The organism is Streptomyces rapamycinicus NRRL 5491 (assembly GCF_024298965.1).
GTDB classification, from domain to species: Bacteria; Actinomycetota; Actinomycetes; order Streptomycetales; family Streptomycetaceae; genus Streptomyces; species Streptomyces rapamycinicus.
On the sequence record NZ_CP085193.1, the window covers coordinates 12,013,540 to 12,030,750 of the forward strand.

Annotated in this window: 13 protein-coding genes and 2 pseudogenes; 7 read left to right on the forward strand and 8 right to left on the reverse strand. The window is 72.1% G+C overall.

The window, feature by feature from the left end; all coding sequences use genetic code 11:
- Positions 1-36: 36 nt before the first annotated feature.
- Together LIV37_RS49500 and LIV37_RS49505 are read right to left on the reverse strand one after the other, a co-directional pair.
- A complete protein-coding gene (locus tag LIV37_RS49500) occupies positions 37-1,146 on the reverse strand; it encodes a mandelate racemase/muconate lactonizing enzyme family protein (protein WP_020874621.1) in 1,110 nt (369 codons plus the stop codon).
- A gap of 13 nt (positions 1,147-1,159) precedes the next feature.
- Entirely contained in the window at positions 1,160-1,921 is a 762-nt protein-coding gene (locus LIV37_RS49505) for a creatininase family protein (RefSeq protein WP_121826456.1), read from the reverse strand.
- A gap of 19 nt (positions 1,922-1,940) precedes the next feature.
- Here LIV37_RS49505 and LIV37_RS49510 point away from each other — a divergent pair, with 19 nt between their 5' ends.
- Positions 1,941-2,906, forward strand: coding sequence for an ROK family protein (locus LIV37_RS49510; protein WP_121826677.1), 966 nt, complete (start codon positions 1,941-1,943; stop codon positions 2,904-2,906).
- Here LIV37_RS49510 and LIV37_RS49515 read toward each other — a convergent pair.
- From LIV37_RS49515 to LIV37_RS49535, 5 genes and pseudogenes are all read right to left on the reverse strand, one after another.
- Entirely contained in the window at positions 2,893-3,756 is an 864-nt protein-coding gene (locus tag LIV37_RS49515; protein WP_020874624.1) for an ATP-binding cassette domain-containing protein, read from the reverse strand. The genes LIV37_RS49510 and LIV37_RS49515 overlap by 14 nt on opposite strands.
- Positions 3,753-4,562 carry an ATP-binding cassette domain-containing protein gene (locus LIV37_RS49520; protein WP_121826455.1) on the reverse strand — a complete coding sequence of 270 codons (810 nt, stop codon included), beginning with the start codon at positions 4,560-4,562 and terminating at the stop codon, positions 3,753-3,755. Before LIV37_RS49520 ends, LIV37_RS49515 begins: the two co-directional genes overlap by 4 nt.
- Complete coding sequence (locus LIV37_RS49525) at positions 4,559-5,395, reverse strand: ABC transporter permease (RefSeq protein ID WP_020874626.1); 837 nt, start codon at positions 5,393-5,395, stop codon at positions 4,559-4,561. The genes LIV37_RS49520 and LIV37_RS49525 overlap by 4 nt, the downstream gene beginning before the upstream one ends.
- Positions 5,392-6,366, reverse strand: coding sequence for an ABC transporter permease (locus tag LIV37_RS49530; RefSeq protein WP_020874627.1), 975 nt, complete (start codon positions 6,364-6,366; stop codon positions 5,392-5,394). The genes LIV37_RS49525 and LIV37_RS49530 overlap by 4 nt, the downstream gene beginning before the upstream one ends.
- Positions 6,363-7,891, reverse strand: a pseudogene (locus tag LIV37_RS49535) (ABC transporter substrate-binding protein). The gene LIV37_RS49530 and the pseudogene LIV37_RS49535 overlap by 4 nt, the downstream one beginning before the upstream one ends.
- Before the next feature lie 95 nt (positions 7,892-7,986).
- Here LIV37_RS49535 and LIV37_RS49540 point away from each other — a divergent pair.
- The 6 genes and pseudogenes from LIV37_RS49540 to LIV37_RS49565 all read left to right on the forward strand — a co-directional run bounded on the left by LIV37_RS49540 (position 7,987) and on the right by LIV37_RS49565 (position 15,968).
- Entirely contained in the window at positions 7,987-8,820 is an 834-nt protein-coding gene (locus tag LIV37_RS49540; RefSeq protein ID WP_020874629.1) for an IclR family transcriptional regulator, read from the forward strand.
- Positions 8,817-9,989, forward strand: coding sequence for a serine hydrolase domain-containing protein (locus LIV37_RS49545; protein ID WP_020874630.1), 1,173 nt, complete (start codon positions 8,817-8,819; stop codon positions 9,987-9,989). Before LIV37_RS49540 ends, LIV37_RS49545 begins: the two co-directional genes overlap by 4 nt.
- 372 nt (positions 9,990-10,361) lie before the next feature.
- Positions 10,362-11,690 carry a cytochrome P450 gene (locus LIV37_RS49550; RefSeq protein ID WP_243146513.1) on the forward strand — a complete coding sequence of 443 codons (1,329 nt, stop codon included), beginning with the start codon at positions 10,362-10,364 and terminating at the stop codon, positions 11,688-11,690.
- Between the two features lie 366 nt (positions 11,691-12,056).
- A pseudogene (locus LIV37_RS49555) lies at positions 12,057-13,073 on the forward strand (extracellular catalytic domain type 1 short-chain-length polyhydroxyalkanoate depolymerase); the annotation flags it as partial.
- 13 nt (positions 13,074-13,086) lie between these two features.
- Complete coding sequence (locus LIV37_RS49560) at positions 13,087-14,532, forward strand: 3-hydroxybutyrate oligomer hydrolase family protein (protein WP_020874633.1); 1,446 nt, start codon at positions 13,087-13,089, stop codon at positions 14,530-14,532.
- A 215-nt stretch (positions 14,533-14,747) separates the two neighbouring features.
- Positions 14,748-15,968, forward strand: a complete 1,221-nt coding sequence (locus tag LIV37_RS49565; RefSeq protein WP_020874634.1) for a cytochrome P450 — start codon at positions 14,748-14,750, stop codon at positions 15,966-15,968.
- A 52-nt stretch (positions 15,969-16,020) separates the two neighbouring features.
- On the opposite strand, the gene LIV37_RS49570 is transcribed toward LIV37_RS49565, so the two are convergent.
- Positions 16,021-17,211: an acyl-CoA dehydrogenase family protein gene (locus LIV37_RS49570; protein WP_020874635.1), complete on the reverse strand. Its 1,191-nt coding sequence runs from the start codon at positions 17,209-17,211 to the stop codon at positions 16,021-16,023.

A 17,211-nucleotide genomic window follows, 5' to 3' on the forward strand; every position in this document is an offset into this window, starting at 1 on the left:
CCGAGCCGGTGCCGCGCGGTCGGCCCGGCCGCAACGTCATCCCGTCAGATCGCCCTCCCGCTCGTTCACCGCCGAGTAGTGCCGCAGCTTCTCCTCGTCGACGCGCACGCCCAGGCCCGGGCCCTGCGGGACGGCGAGGCTGCCGTCGATGAGCGGGATCGGGTCGGCGATGTCGTCGGCGTGCAGGTAGTACATGCTGTCGATGGCGCGGCTGAGCAACGGAGTGCTGGCGACCACGGCGAGGTGGGCGGCGGTGGCGATGCCGAGTTCGCCGCCGCTGTGCAGGTTCATCCCGAGGCCGAAGGTCTCGCAGTGCGCGGCGAGGGCCTTGGTCGGCGCGATGCCGCCCCACTTGTAGACGTCGCCGTGGACGACGTCCACCGCGCCGAGCCGCACCGCCGGGGCGAAGTCCTCGAAGCGGACCACACACATGTTCGTGCACAGCGGGATGCGTACCTTGGACCGCACCTGGCTCATGCCCTCGATACCGGGACACGGGTCCTCCAGGTACTCCAGGTCCAGCTCCTCCAGCTTGATGCCCGCCCTTACCGAATCCGGCACCGACCAGGCGGCGTTGGGGTCGACGCGCAGCTCGGTGTCCGGCAGCGCGGCACGCAGCGCGCGGAGGTTGGCGACATCCCCGTCCACGTCGCCGGTGCCCTTGAGCTTGACCGCCGGGAAACCACCCTCGGCCACCACCCGGGTGGCGTGTTCGGCCAGGGCCGCCGGGGTGGCGCCGTCGGCGCGGGTGACCAGCGCGGTGAGCGGGACGGTGTCGCGTACCGCCCCGCCGAGCAGGTCGGTGAGCGAGTGACCGGTGGCCTTGCCCATGGCGTCCCAGCAGGCGACGTCCAGGGCGGCGATGGCGGCGTAGCCGAGGTAGCCGTGGAAGAACGGCACCATGTGCTGCTTGCGGTGGAAGGACTCCAGGGCGAACGGACTGGTGCCGATGAGGTCGGGCGCGAGCTTGCGGACCAGCGCGGCCACCGGCTGCCCCCACATCGTCTCGCCCCAGCCGTCCACCCCCTCGTCGGTCCGGATCCGGACCACGGTGCGGGTCTCGCCGGTCTTGGTCTCGAAGGAACTGGTGAACGGGGAGGTGAGGGGGAGGTTCACAACCCAGACGTCGATGTGCGTGACCTTCATGTACGAGGCCTCCTCAGATGGCACCGGGGGCGGTTGCTTCGGCGAACGCCCGGATCGCCCGGGCCAGTTCGGTGGCGCGGATGGACAGCTCGCCCGGGTCGGGGCGAGCGGTGGACGGGTCGTCGGTCATCCCGCCCACCCGTGCCCACTCGCCGTGCCGCTCGGCGGTGAGGCCGGGGTGCGGCGGGGCGTTGAAGAGCGGTGGGGCGGCGACGGGACGGTGTGGCTCGATGGGCGTACGCACCAGGTCCGGGTGGGCGGTGAGCATGAGGGAGGTCTCGTAGCGGCCGGCATGCCCGGGGTTCTCCGGCGCCTCGCCGAGGCTCCAGTAGGAGCAGGCCGCGAACGCGCCCTCGGCACGCAGCGCGTGTTCCTTGACCGCCAGGCGCATGATCTCGTCATTGCCACCGTGGCCGTTGACGATCATGACGCGGTGGAAGCCGCTCTCGGTGAGGGACCGCAGAATGTCGGCGAGGACCGCCCCCAGGGTGCCCGCCGACAGTGACACCGCGGCCGCGAAGAGGTGGTGCGGGCTGTGCCCGTACGGCAGCGCGGGAAGGCGTACGACCGGCGGCCCGGCCTCCGCCAGCAGCTCGGCCGCCCGGTCCACCACCGCCGTGACCAGCAGCGTGTCGGTGCCCATCGGCAGGTGGGCGGCGTGCTGTTCCTGCGAGCCGATGGGCAGCAGGGCGATGGCGTCCGCGCCCGCGGCCCGGGCCTCGCGCCAGGTGAGTTCGGTCAGCCGGAGCAATGTGGTACTACCTCCTGGGTTCATGGCGTGGCAGAGTCTGCGCATGGCCGCACTCGCCCCCGACGGCGGACGCCCCCGGCTCCGCCTGGTGCCCGATCCCCCGGTCGCCCCCGCACGCCCGCTGCTGGGCGCGGTGGAGGTGCTGCCCGGACAGGTGCGCGCGGCGCTGGTCGACCACTCCGGGAAGCTGCTGCGGCGCACCGCGGCCGGCTTCGACCCGGCGGAGCGGGAGGCGGCCGGAGTGGACGCGGCGGTGCGGCAAGCCGCCCGGGAGTGCTTCGACGGGCGTGAGCTGACCGGGGTCGGGGTGGCCGCGACCGGCCTCGTGGACCCGGAGCGGGGCACGTTCATCGAGGTCAACGACGTGCCGGCGCTGCGCGGCTACCCGGTCGCGGAGGTGCTGCGGCGGGCGCTGGGGGTGCCGGTGTACGTCGAGCACCGGGCCCGGCTCCAGGTGCTGGGCGACCGGTGGTTCGGCGCGGGCCGGGGCCTTCGGTCCTTCGCCTCGGTGTCCACCGGCGAGGTGCTGGGCGTCGGGGTGTTCTTCGGCGGCGAGTTGCTGGCCCCGCACGGTGGCCGCAGCGGGGCCCATATGACCGTGCTGGCCGGTGGCGAGCCGTGCACCTGCGGGGCGCGCGGCTGCTGGAAGACCGTGGCCACGACGCGCTGGCTGCGGCGGCGGGCGCAGGCGGCGGGACTGGGCACCGGAATGACGCTCGAGGCGCTGGTACGGCACGGGGAGGGCGGTCGGCCGGTGGTCGAGGAGTACGCCGACAACCTCGCACTCGGCCTGGTCAACATCCAGCAGCTCTTCGCCCCCGGTCTGTTCGTGCTGCACGGCGAGGCCGTCGAGGGAGGAGAGGGGTTCCGGGCCCGGGTCGAGGAGCGGCTGCGGCGGGACAGCGGCTGGTCGACGGCCGCCCCGCCGCGGGTGGTGCTGGGCGAGGCGGGCCGGCCGGACGACGTGGCGCTGCTCGGGGGCGCGGGGCTGGTCCTCACGCACCGGTAGTCCCGCCGGTCCTGGCCCCGGTCCCGGTCCTGGTCCGGTACGCGTCGGGGCGTGGCACGGCGGCCAGCAGCTCACGGGTGTACGGGTGCCGGGGCGCGCCCAGCACGGCGGCGGTCTCCCCGCACTCGACCACTCTGCCGCGCCGCAGCACCGCCACCCGGTCCGCGATCTGCCGGACCACGGCGAGGTTGTGCGAGACGAACACGTAGGTCAGTCCGTGCTGTCGCTGCAGCTCCGCCAGCAGATCGAGGACCTGCGACTGGACGGAGACGTCGAGCGCGCTGGTCGGCTCGTCGAGCACCACGAGCCGTGGCGAGGACGCCAGCGCACGGGCGATGGAGACGCGCTGGCGCTGCCCGCCGGAGAACTCGTGCGGGTACCGGTCCTGCAACCGCGCCGGCAGCCCGACCGACTCCAGCAGCTCGCCGACCCGCTCCCGCAGCCGCGTCCTGGCGCGCCGTCCGCGGTAGGTGACGTCATGGGTGACCAGCGGCTCGGCCACGATATCGGTGACTTTCATGCGTGGGTTCATGCTCGAATACGGGTCCTGGAGCACGACCTGAATCCCGGCCCGCAGCGCGCGCATCTCGGCGGCCGACAGCCCGGCGAGGTCGTGGCCCTCGAAGCGGACGGTCCCGGCGGTGGGGTCCAGCAGCCCCAGCAGCAGCCGGGTCAGGGTCGTCTTCCCGGAGCCGGACTCGCCGACGAGGGCGAGGGTCTCGCCGTCCTCGACGGTGAGCGTGACCTCGTCGACGGCGAGGGTGCGGGTGGCACCGGGTCCGGTGAACTCCTTTGTCAGACCGTCGAGTTCGAGCAGCGTCGTCCTCCGGGACGTTTTGGTGGTGGTCATGACGTCGGCTCCAGTCGCGGGGTGGCGGCCAGCAGGTCGCGGGTGTACTGCTGCCGGGGCGTCTCGAATACCTCGGCGATGGTGCCGTGCTCCACGACCCGGCCGGTGTTCATCACCACGACCCGGTCGGCGGTCTCCGCGACCACCCCGAGGTCGTGGGTGACCAGCACCACCGCCATCCCGTGCCGGGCGCGCAGCTCGGCGAGGAGGTCCAGGATCTGCCGCTGCACGGTGACGTCCAGGGCGGTGGTCGGCTCGTCGGCGATGAGCACCCGCGGCCGGCCGACCAGCGCCGTCGCGATCATCACGCGCTGGCGCAGCCCGCCGGACAGCTCGTGCGGGTACTGCCGTGCCCGCAGTTCCGGATCCGGGATGCCGACCTCGTCCAGCGCCCGTACCGCCTCCGCCCGGGCCCCGGCGCGGGAGGCCCCGCGGTGCGTGCGCAGCACCTCGGCCACCTGGTTGCCGACCCGCTGGAGCGGGTCGAGGCTGGTCATCGGGTCCTGGAAGACCATCGCGACGTCGTTGCCGCGCACCTGGCGCAACCGCTTCTCCGGCAGCGCGAGCAGGTCGCGGCCGTCGAGGAGGATCTCGCCGCCGGGGTAGACGCACGGCGGCTCGGGGTTGAGCCGCAGCGCGGCGAGCATGGTGGCCGACTTGCCGCTGCCGGATTCTCCGACGACGGCCAGGGTCTCTCCGGCGTGTGCCGTGAGGCTCACGCCGCGCACGGCGTGCACGGGGCCGGTGGCGAGCCGGAAGTCGACGTGCAGATCGCGGATCTCGAGCACGGGAGCTTGTGTGGTCATCGGCGGTACGCCTTCGGGTCCGCGACGTCGCGCAGCGCGTCGCCGGTGATGTTGATGGCCAGGGAGGTGAGCATCAGCGCCAGCCCGGGGAAGACCGCGACCCACCACGAGGTGCCGAGATAGAGCTGGCCGTCGGCGAGCATCGAGCCCCAGGTGACGGTCTCCTTGGGCACACCGAGGCCGAGGTAGCTGAGCGACGCCTCGGCGACGATGGCCGCCGCGATGTGCAGCGTGGCGATGGTGGCCAGGTGCGGCAGGACGTTGGGGAGCAGATGCCGGCGCATGATGGTGAGGTCCGTGACGCCGGTCGCCCGGGCCTGGGTCACATAGTCCCGGGTGCGCAGCGACAGCACCTCGGAGCGGACCACGCGGGCGTACGCCACCCAGCCGGTGAAGCCGAGCACCAGGACGACGTTCCACAGCCCGGAGCCGAGGAAGCCGACGATGGCGAGCGCCAGCAGCAGTGAGGGGAAGGCGAGCTGGATGTCGGCGAAGCGCATCAGTATCCGGTCCGGCCACCCGCCGCGGAACCCGGCGAACAACCCGCACCCCGCCCCCACCACCCCCGCGAGCAGCGCCGCCCCGATGCCGACGAGGAGCGAGACCCGGGAGCCGTAGATGACGCGGGACAGCACATCGCGGCCCAGCTGGTCGGTGCCCAGCGGGTGCGCGAGGCTGCCGCCGCCCTCCCAGGCGGGGGGTGTGAGCCGGGCGAGGAGTTGCTGCTTGGCCGGGTCGTCCGGGGCGAGCAGCGGCGAGAAGACGGCGGCGATCACCAGCAGCGCGAGGACGCCGAGGGCCACCAGGGCGAGCCGGTTGCGTACGACGGTCATGACTGGGCCCGCACTCTCGGGTCGAGGAGGCTGTAGGACAGGTCGACGAGGAGGTTGACGATCACGAAGGCGGCGGCGAAGAACAGGACGGCCGCCTGCACCAGTGGGAAGTCCCGGTGCGAGATGGCCTCCACGGTCAGCCGTCCGATGCCCGGCCAGGAGAAGACCTGCTCGGTGAGGATCGCCCCGCCGAGCAGCCCGCCGAACTCCAGGCCGATCACGGTGACGGTCGGCAGGGAGGCGTTGCGCAGCCCGTGGGCGAGCACCACCTTCGCCGGGCCGAGTCCCTTGGCCTTCGCGGTGCGGATGTGGTCCGAGCCGAGGACGTCGATGAGCGAGGAGCGCAGCAGCCGGGCGATGACCGCGATGGAGTAGACGGACAGCGTGACGGCGGGCAGCACCAGATGTGCGAAGGTGCCGTAGCCGGAGGCCGGAAGCACCTTGAGCCGCACCGAGAAGAGCAGGACCAGCAGGATGCCGACCCAGAACGGCGGAGTGGACTGGCCGAGCAGCACCGCCGTCATCACGCCCGTGTCGCCGGCCCGGCCACGGCGCGTGGCGGCGTAGATCCCGGCGGGGATGGCGATGACGAGGCTGAGCACCAGGGCGCCGGCGGCGAGTTCGAGGGTGGCCGGGACGCGGTCGGCGATGACCTGGCTGACCGGTTCGTGGTAGACGAGCGAGTCGCCGAGGTCGAACCGGAGCAGCCCCCACAGGAAGTCGCCGTACTGCGCGATCAGGGGCTGGTCCAGGCCGAGTTGGGAGCGCAGCGTGGCCTCTTGGGCGGCGGTGGCGTCCGGGGGCAGCAGTTGCTTGACCGGGTCGCCGGAGAGCCGGACCAGGAGAAAGGCCAGGGTGGCGGCGGCGAAGAGCACGCCGACGGCGGTGGCGAGGCGGACCAGGACATGGCGGAGGAGGCCGGACTTCGGTTTCCGGACGGTGACCGTCGGCTGGACGGAGGCGGCCGTCATGCCCTCACCTCCGCGCTCTCCATGGCCAGCGAGCCGTTGACGACCGGTGTCCAGTGCACCCGGGTGGTCCGGGCGAGGATGATGTCCTGCTGGTAGAGCGGTACGAACGGGGCCTCGCGCCTGATCAGGCGCTGGAGCGCGGTGAACGCGCGCTGCCGGTCTTCGGGGTCCATGGACAGCTCCTCGGCGTCGATGAGCCGGTCGGCCTCCTTCGACACCCACCGGCTCTGCCGGCGGTCATGACGCACGTTCGACTGCACCATGGACGCGCCGTCGAGCGTCCAGGCGGTGGAGGCGGCGAGGTAGATGGGGCCGAGCGCGTGCCGGTTGTCGGAGGTGAGGCGGCGGAGAAGGTGCCGGGGTCGAGAAGCTCGACGCGGGCCCGGATGCCGGCGCGGTCGAGCAGGCCGGAGATGGCCTCGGCGACCTGGGCGTCGTCGTTGGAGGCGGTGAGCGTGGTGGTGAGGCCGTGCGGGTGGCCGGCCTCGGTGAGCAGTCGCCGGGCGGTGCGTATCGAGCGCCGGAAGGGCTCGACGGACGCGTCGAAACCGACGACGCCGCGCGGCAGCATCGCGGGCACCTCGCGCGCCTTGCCGTCCAGCACGGCCTTGATGAGCAGCGGTACGTCGATGGCGTGGTTGAGCGCCTGGCGCACGCGGCGGTCGCGCAGCGGCCCGGAGGTGGTGTCGAGGTTGAGGTACGCGGTCCTGACGCCCCGGTGGCTCTCCAGTTCCACGCCCGCGTAGCCGGACAGCTGCCGGGCGGCGTCCGGGGTGAGCCCGGTGACCAGGTCGACCTCGTCGCTCTGCAACGCGGCCAGCGCGGAGGCGGGGTTGGGCAGCGCGCGGAAGACGAGGCGGTCGGCCCCGGGGGAGCCGTGGAAGTGGCGGCGGTTGGCGCGCAGCCGTAGCTCGCGGTCGCGCCGGAAGGACTGGAAGACGAACGGCCCGGTGCCGACCGGCCGTTTGGCGAAGGCGGCGTCGCCGACGTCGGCGAGGTACTTCGGCGGCACGATCACGCCGCCGAAGAGCGACAGCTTCGCGGGCAGGATCGGGTCGTGCAGCGTGGTGTGCACATCGACGGTGTGGCGGTCGATCACGCGGACCGAGGTCACATACCGCAGTTCGACGATCGGTGACCGCGTCTTCGGGTCGAGGACCCGCTCGATGGAGAACTTGACGGCATCGGCGTCGAATTCCTCCCCGTTGTGGAAGCGCACCCCGTCGCGGAGGCGGAAGCGCCATACGGTCCTGGAGCGGGGCTCCCAGGAGGTGGCGAGCCGGGCGGCGAGCCGGCCGGAGGCGTCCCGGGTGGTGAGGGTGTCGAAGATGTTGATCAGGACGTTCATGGAGACCATGTCGCCCTGCTTGTGTGGATCGAGCGTGGTGGGGTCGGTCGGCTGCGCCACCCGGAGGGTGCCGTCGCCGCCCGCGCCCGCGGCCGTTCCGCATCCGGTGAGCGCTGTCGGCGCGGCGATGACAGGTAGTGCGAGTCCGCCCAGCCGAAGGGCCCTGCGGCGCGACATTGATGGAGGAGTCACGATCTGCCCTCCGCGTGATGTTCCATTGAACAGTGCGTCCATTCCGGGAGCCGGAACGATGATGCGTTAAGCTAGGCGACATGCCGAAGCCGGTCAATACCTCCGCCTCCCACCGTGCGGAGCCGTCCGCCGCCGCGACGGGTCCCGTGGACAAGGCGCTCGCGGTGCTGGACGCGCTGGTCCAGCCCGATGCCCCGCACCGTCTGGCCGACCTCGCGGCCCGCACGGGACTGCCGAAGCCGACCGTCCACCGCCTGCTGCACACCTTCGCCGAGGCCGGGTACGCGGTCCCGGGTCCCGGCGGGAACTATCAGGCCGGGCCGCGCCTGCTCGGGCTCGCCGCCACGGCGCTGGCCGCCAGCAGCGAGCTGCGGCTGGCCCGCCCGGTCCTGGACGACCTGCGGCTGCGCACCGGCCACTTGGCCCACTTCTCGGTACGGGACGGCGCCGTGGCGGTGCATGTGACGCAGTCGGAACCGTCGTCCACGTACCGCATGCCGCTGACCGCGGGCGGCGAAGTCCCGCTGTACTGCTCGGCGGTGGGGTGGGCGATGCTGTCGGCCCTGCCGTCACCGGCGGCGGCGGAGCTTCTGGGCGGCGAGCCGCTCCCGGCCCGTACGTCACGGACGGTGCGGGACCCCGCGGCCGTGCTCGCCGCTCTGCCCGCCGTGCGCGAGCGAGGCTACGCGGTCGATGACGAATACGCGGAGCAGGACGTCCGCGCCATCGCGGCCCCGGTGCTGGGGCCGGGCGACCGGGTCGCCGGCGCGGTCGGCATCGTCGGGCTGACGTTCACGCTGGACGAGGAGAGCGTGGCGGTGCTGGGGCCGATGGTGCGGGCCGCCGCCGGTACGGTGTCGGCGGCGTTGCGCGGCGGGGCGGGGACGCTGGGGATCGTGCGGGGGCAGGAGTGAGCGGGGCCGAGGGCGGCCGGGTCCCACAGGGTGCGGAGCGGACGGGAGCGGCCTGCCCGCCCCCGGCGGACCGGCCGACACGGCTCGCGGCGCTCCTGGCGGCCGGCCGCCGGGCCGGGATCTACTCCGCGGCCGCCTGGTCGGTGGGCACCGCGGCCGGGCGGGGGACACACGGGTATCTGGGCACACGTCGTTGGGGCGGGGCGGAGCTGAACGGCACCGAGCTGTGGGATCTGGCCTCGGTGACGAAACCGATCGTGGGCCTGGCCGCACTGCGGCTGGTGGAGACAGGAGCGCTCCGACTGGACGACACGGTCGGCGCGTATCTGCCGGAGTACCGCCGAGTGCCGGGCAAGGCGGACATCACCGTCGCCCAGCTGCTCACCCATACCTCCGGCCTGCCCGGCGGCACCCCGCTCTGGCGCGCGCGCTCCGACCGGAATGGGCTGCTGGCCGCCCTCCGCGGGCTGCCGCTCCGCGGGGCGCCGGGCACGGTGGTGGAGTACTCCTCGGCGGGCTTCGTCCTGCTCGGACTGATCCTCGAACAGGCCACCGCGACCGGCCTGGACGAGCTGGTGGCCAAGCAGGTGTGCGAGCCGCTCGGCATGCGCGAGACGGTCTTCGCACCCGGCCCCGCGGCCCGTGAACGCGCGGTCTCCACGGAGCTGTGCACCTGGCGCGGCCGCCTGGTGACCGGCCAGGTGCACGACGAGAACGCGGTGGTGCTCGGCGGAGTCTGCGGCCACGCCGGCCTGTTCGCACCACTGGCCGACATGGACCGGCTGGGCCGGGCGCTCGCGGCGGGCGGCGACGGCCTGCTGAGCGCGCCCGGCTTCGCCCGTATGACCGCATGTCATACGGAGGGCCTTCCGCTGCGCCGCTGCCTCGGCTGGCAGGGGCGGGACGCGGTGGGGTCGCCGGTCGGTACGGCGATGGGACCGACCTCGTACGGCCACACGGGCTTCACGGGGACGAGCCTGTGGGTGGAGCCCGCAGCGGACGGGGCGGGGGCGGAAGGCCGCTATTACGTCCTCCTCACCAACCGAGTCCACCCCAGCCGCGACCCCCGCCGCTTCCCGGCGGTCCGCCGCGCCTTCCACCACCACGCGGCGGCCCTCGTCCGCTGCGGTCCGGCTCAGCTTCGGTGTCTGCCGGCCGAGAGGAAGTGAGGAAGTACTGACGGCCGTGGCCGAAGAGGTGTTCACCCGGAGCGCTTTTGTTGCCCGTCACGCCCGCGCAGGTCAGGGCCCGTACTATGGTGCCGCGCTGACACCCTCGACTGCGACGACCAAGGTGATCCCGTGGTAACGCTCTTGCCGTTGGCCGGGGACAACCTGGCTGCCGCGCACCGGGTGGTGAGCCTCTGTCCCGAACGGGTGCCGAGGATCGAAGACCACGGCTGTCACATCCCCGGTCGTTGAGACGCCCCGTCAGCCACGACGGGTCCGCCGTCAGCAGCCGCCATGCCGATTCCGTTCGCTCGCCGAGGGGACCGGGATCAGTGCGGGGCCCCCTTATCCGACCTCGGAGGTACCACGGCGATGACGCCGACCGACCCCACCGCTCAGAGCTCCGAAGCGCCCGCCCCGCCACCCGGGTGTCCCGCACATCGAAGCGGTGAGCCCCCGCACGGCGGGGACCATGTCAGCCCTGTCGCCGTGCCCCTGAGCGGCCCCCGCTTCCATGTCGAACCCAACCTCCTCTACCAGGAGATGCGCCGCGAACACGGTGCGGTCGCCCCCATCGTGCTCGAGGGCGGCATCCCGGCGTGGCTGGTTCTCGGCTACCGTGAACTGCATCAGGTCACCGCCGACCACGTGCTCTTCACCCGTGACTCCGAACTCTGGAACCAGTGGGACCGCATCCCGGAGGACTGGCCGCTGGCCCCGCTGATCGGCCGTGGTCAGCCATCCATTCTGTACACGACCGGTGAGCGGCACCGCGTACGGGCTTCGATGATCAGCGACGCGCTGGAGTCGGTCGACCCCTTCGAGATCCGGCAGCACGCCGAGCGGCTGGCCGACGAACTGATCGACGGCTTCTGCGCCGAGGGCAGTGCGGACGTCATCGCCCGGTACGCGATGCCCTTCCCGGTGCGCGTCCTGGCGAAGATCTACGGCTTTCCCGACGAGCAGGGGCCCGGACTGGCCGCGGCGGCCATCGACCTGGCCGACGGCGGCGACCTGGCCCAGGCGGCCCAGGTCCGCCTCGCCGAGGCCGCGGCGGCCCTGATGGCCGAGCGGAAGGCGGGGAACGGCCCCCGGGACATCGCCGCCCAACTGGTCGGCAACACCCTCGGCTTCACGGACGAGGAGATCCTCCACGACCTGATCGTGCTGGTCATCGCGGGCCACACCCTGACCGCGGACTGGATCGGCAACTCGCTGCGGCTGATGTTCACGGACGAACGGTTCGTCATGTCCCTGGCCGGCGGACGCAAGAGTGTCTCGGAGGCCATGAACGAGGTGCTCTGGGAGGACACCCCCGCCCAGAACGGCGTCGGCCGGTGGGCGTCCCGCGACACCATGCTCGGCAACCGCCGGATCAAGGCGGGCGACATGGTGTGCCTCGGACTCGCCGCCGCCAACAAGGATCCGCAGATACGCCCCGACGGCACGAGCCTGACCGGCGGCAACAACGCGTTCCTCTCGTTCGGGCACGGTGAGCACCGCTGCCCGGTCGCCGCGCAGGAGATCGCCGAGACCATCGCCCGTACCGCCATCGAGGTGCTGCTCGACCGGCTGCCCGACATCGACCTCGCCATCCCGGCCGAAGAACTCACCCGCCGTCCCTCCCCCTGGGCGCGGGGGATGACGACACTGCCCGTGCACTTCACCCCGACGCCGACGGTGAGCCAGACGGCCGGCTGAGCCCGTCCTCACCCCTCGACGAGGCTCCTCGGCCTGATGAGCACTGCGGGGCGCCTTTGAAGGCCGAGGCCCGTAGCCCGTGCACGGGGCGGGCCCAGCCCGTGGCGTGCGCCGATGAGCATCTCGGCCCGAACTGCCCAATCCCACCGCATCCTCAACCGCGGAGCGGGTCGCTAGCAGACCGATCGGCGACCGCGCAATCCGTGAGATGCCGACGGCGGTGAATCCGCTTGTGGTGCCCGGGGCCATGGCGACGGGCTCAGCCCGACTCTACGGTTTCGGCCACGCCTGGTGCTTCCGGCACACAGCGACAGGCGTCTGCCACCTCAGGAACACAGGGAGCGCATCAACCGAAGGAGCACTTCCATGTCAGTCCCCCCACACCACGTACCGCCACGGAGCCGGTGGAGCCGCATCACAGCCCGGCTTCTCGCCGTCGCCGCCCTCGTGCTCGGAGCGGGTCTCGCCGGGCCCGCGCCCGCCGCGAACGCCGCGGTCACCCTCACCAAGGTGACCGACTTCGGCTCCAACCCCGGCGCGTTGACCATGTACGTGTACAAGCCCGCGTCGCTGCCCGCGAACGCGCCCGTGGTCGTGGCGCTCCACGGGTGCACGCAGAGCGCCCAGGTCTACGCCGACAACTCGGGGCTGCCCGAGCTCGCGGACCGTGACAAGTTCGTCCTGGTGCTCGCGGAGACCACCTCGTCGAACAATCTCAGCAAGTGCTTCAACTGGTTCCAGGCGGGCGACAATCGGCGTGACCAGGGCGAGGCCCTGTCGATCCGGCAGATGGCCGGCCACGCCGTCTCGGCCTACGGCGGGGACTCCAAGCGGGTCTACGTCACGGGACTGTCGGCGGGTGGTGCCATGACCTCGGTCATGCTCGCCACCTACCCCGACGTCTTCTCCGCCGGCGCGGTCGTCGCGGGCCTGCCCTACAACTGCACCAAGAACAACAGCCCTTACCAGTGCATGAACCCCGGGCTCGATCTCAGCCCGAGCGAGTGGGCCCAGCGGGTGCGCGAGGCGTACCCGTCGTACGGGGGACCGTGGCCGCGCACCGCCGTCTGGTACGGCGATCGGGACACGACGGTCGTGCCGCGCAACGCCACCGAACTGCGCGACCAGTGGACCGCGTTGCACGGACTGTCCCAAACGCCCACCCGTACCTCCAGCATCGGTCCCAACGCCACCCAGCACGACGAGTACGTGGCGTCCGACGGCACGGTGGCGGTCGAGGTCAACAAGGTCCCCGGCATCAACCACGGCACCCCGGTCGACCCCGGCACCGGCGCCGAACAGTGCGGCAGCACCGGCGCCCCGTACTTCCTGGACTCGATCTGCTCCAGCTACTGGATCACCAAGTTCTTCGGCCTCGGCGGCTAGGAGGAAACGGATGTTCCCACCCCGTACGGCCACCGCCCCACCCCGCGGACGGCCCGGACGGCGTGCCGCTCTCGGAGCACTGTCACTCGCGGGCGCCTGTTCGCTCGTCGTCGCGTCGGCCGCGGTGGTGCCCGCGGCCGGTGCGGCGGGGACACCGGGCGGCCGTTGCCCCGGGTACGCCCTGCCGCACGTAACCGGCGCCGCCCACCAACAGGCCCTCTGCCTGGACGAGTTGACCACAGCCGGAACGGTGGCCTCGGGCCACACCGACCCGGCCGACTTCGCGGGGCTCACCCCCGAGGGTCTGCCCACGCCGAGCGGCGTTCCCGGGATCCAGATCGACGGCTACTTCCCCGACACATCGACCACCAACACCAACCACGGCTGGAACCACGACGCGCAGTTCGTCATCCGGCTGCCCGACCACTGGAACGGCGGTCTGGTGGTATCCGGCACACCGGCCAACCGCGAGCAGTACGCCAACGACCGCGCCATCTCCGACTGGGTGCTCTCCCGCGGCTACGCCTTCGCCGCCACCGACAAGGGCAACACCGGCCCTGCCTTCCACCGCGACGGCCGCGGGCCCGGTGACGCCATCGCCGAGTGGAACAAGCGCGTCACCCAGCTCACCCGCGCCGCCGGAGCCGTCGTCGCCCAGCGGTACCACCGGCCCCCGGCCCGCACCCTCGCCACCGGCCTGTCCAACGGCGGCTACCTGGTGCGCTGGCAGTTGGAGAACCACCCCGAGCTGTACGACGGGGGAGTGGACTGGGAGGGCACCCTGTGGCGCTCCGACGGCCCCAACCCGCTCACCTTCCTGCCGCCCGCGCTGCGCGCGTACCCGGTGTACGCCGCCGGTGGGGCCGGGGCCGAGGACGCCCGGAAGGCCATGCGCGAGGCCGGCTACCCGGCGGGTTCGGAGTTTCTGTGGCCGTACCACCACAGGGTCTACTGGGACCTGACGCAGCGCGTCTATCGCGAGGAAGTCGACCCGGGCTTCGACGGAGCGACCGAGGCGGGCACCCCCTACTGCGCGCCGGGCACTCCCGGCTGTGACGCCGACTACGACTACGCCGCCCGGCCGCCCGCGGTCCACCTCGCCGTCGACCGCATCGCACTGACCGGGCGCATCGGCAAACCTCTGATCACCCTGCACGGCACGCTCGACGTGTTGCTGCCCATCGCCGAGGACTCGGACGTCTACGCCCGCATGGTGCACCGGGCCGGTCGGGGCGCGCTGCTGCGCTACTACCGCATCGAGGACGGCACCCACGTCGACTCCCTCGTCGACGCCTTCCCCGAGGAACTCCGCCCGATGGTCCCCTGCCACCGCTCCGCCTTCGAGGCACTGGAACGGTGGCTGGCCGGAGACCGCCGGCCCCCGGCGGACCACACGGTCCGGCGCCCGGCCGACGCGGATCCCGCGACACTGCGCGAGAGCTGCCCGCTGGACTAGCGGAAACCCCTGCTCACTGTCGTGTGGTCCGCCTTGCAGGACTGGGGTGGCGGACGAATCTGGACTCGCCGGTTCCGCTGCGCCTAGCCTTGGCCACGACCTGACGTCCCATCATGTGGCATGAGCGGGGCCGTCACCGTGCCCTGCCGTGATGCCCTGTGCCATGGGCGCGTGCGGCCGGTGACCGCCGCCGCGCGCCCAGGAAGCAGTCCGTCATGACGACCACCCCCTCCACGGCGCCCGACGTCCTCTCCCCGGAGTTCGCGGCGGACCCGTACCCCGCCTACCGGACCATGCGCGAGGACTTTCCGCTGATCCACCACCACACGACCGGCGGCTACATCATCTCCCGCTACGAGGACGTCGCCCGGGCCTTCAAGGATCCCGTGTTCACCAGCCACAACTACGACTGGCAGATCGAGCCGGTGCACGGCCGGACCATTCTCCAGATGGACGGGCGTGAGCACTCCGTGCGCCGCGCGCTGGTGGCGCCCGCCTTCCGCGGGAAGGACTTACGGGAGAAGTTCCTGCCCGTCATCGAGCGCAACTCCCGGGACCTCATCGACGCCTTCCGGGACGCGCCGGAAGCCGATCTGGTGGGACAGTACGCGACCCGCTTCCCGATCAACGTGATCGTCGACATGCTCGGTCTTGACCGGGCGGACCACGGCCGGTTCCACGTCTGGTACACCTCGATGATCGACTTCCTGGGCAATCTGAGCCAGGACCCCGAGGTCGCGGCGGCGGGGCTGCGCACCCGGGACGAACTCGCCGCCTACATGATCCCGATCATCCAGGACCGGCGCGCGCACCCGGGTGACGATCTGCTCTCCGTCCTGTGCACCGCCGAGATCGACGGCACGCGGATGAGCGACGAGGACATCAAGGCGTTCGTCAGCCTGCTGCTCGCGGCGGGCGGGGAGACGACGGACAAGGCCATCGCCGGTCTGTTCCGCAATCTGCTGGCCCATCCGGAGCAACTGGCGGCCGTGCGCGAGGACCGTGCGCTCATCCCGGCGGCCTTCGCCGAGACGCTGCGCTTCACGCCTCCGGTGCACATGATCTTCCGTCAGCCTCGCGAGGACGTGGAGGTGAGCGGTGGCACGATTCCGGCGGGTGCCACCGTCACCTGTCTGATCGGGGCGGCCAACCGCGACGGGAGCCGCTACGCCGACCCCGACACCTTCAACATCTTCCGCGAGGACCTGACGACCGGCAGCGCCTTCTCGGCAGCCGCGGACCATCTGGCGTTCGCGCTCGGACGGCACTTCTGCGTGGGCGCCCTGCTGGCGAAGACCGAGGTCGAGGTGGGCGTCAACGACCTGCTGGACGCCTTCCCGACGATGGCCTTCGCCGATGGTGAGGTCCCCGCCGAGACAGGGGTGTTCACCCGGGGCCCCGGCTCGCTGCGGGTGCGGCTCGCCCGGCGGGCCTAGGCGCGGACCGGGGACGCGGTCTCCAAGACGGCGGCTCCCGGAGCCGTCCGGGTCAGCGGAAGGCCGCGTGTCCGGTCAGCGCCTGGCCGAGCGCGAGGGTATGCATCTCGGATGTGCCCTCGTAGGTGAGGACCGACTCCAGGTTGTTCATATGGCGGATGACCGGGAATTCGAGGGAGATGCCGTTGGCGCCGAGGATCGTCCTGGCCGTGCGGCAGATCTCGAGGGCCTCCCGTACGTTGTTCAGCTTGCCGAGGCTGATCTGCGCCGGGTGGACGCCTTCGGCGGAATCCTTCAGGTCCGCCAGCCGCATCGCGGTCATCGTCGCCTTGTGCAGTTCCAGGGCCATGTCGACCAGCTTCTGCTGGGTGAGCTGGAAGGCCGCCAGGGGCTTGCCGAACTGCTCGCGGTGGGCCGCGTAGTCGGCGGCTGTCCGCCAGGCTGAGCGGGCCGCGCCGGTGACGCCCCAGACGATGCCGTACCGCGCCTCGTTCAGGCAGGTGAGCGGGGCGGAGACGCCATGGGCCCGGGGCAGCGTCGCGGACGCGGGCAACCGGACGGAGTCCAGGACGAGTTCGCTGGTGACACTGGCCCGCAGCGACATCTTGTGCTTGATCTCGGGCGCGGAGAAGCCGGGGGTGTCCGTGGGTACGACGAAGCCGCGGACGCCGTCGTCGGTGCGTGCCCAGACGACGGCGACCGCCGCCACCGAGCCATTGGTGATCCACGTCTTGCGGCCGTCGAGGATCCAGTCGCCGCCCTCGCGCCGGGCGCGCGTGCGCATCGACGAGGGGTCCGAGCCGTGGTCGGGTTCGGTCAGGCCGAAGCATCCGATGGCCTCGCCCGCCGCCATACGCGGCAGCCACTGGTCCTTCTGCTCCCCGGAGCCGAAGCGGTGGATCGCGAACATGGCCAGGGAGCCCTGTACGGAGACGAAGGAGCGCAAGGCGGAGTCGCAGGCCTCCAGCTCACGGCAGGCCACTCCGTACGCCAGGGCGGACATGCCCGCACAGCCGTAGCCGTCGAGGTGCATGCCGAGCAGACCCAGCTCTCCGAAATCGCGGGCGAGGTCGGCCAGGGCGGGGAGCTCGCCTTGTTCGAACCATCCGGCGATGTGCGGTTCCACCTTGTCCGCGAGGTATTGGCGCACGGTGTCGCGGACGGCCCGCTCCGTGTCGGTGAGGAGGGATTCCAGGCCGAGCGGGTCGAGCGGGTCGATCGGGGCGAGCGTGGTGGACGGCAT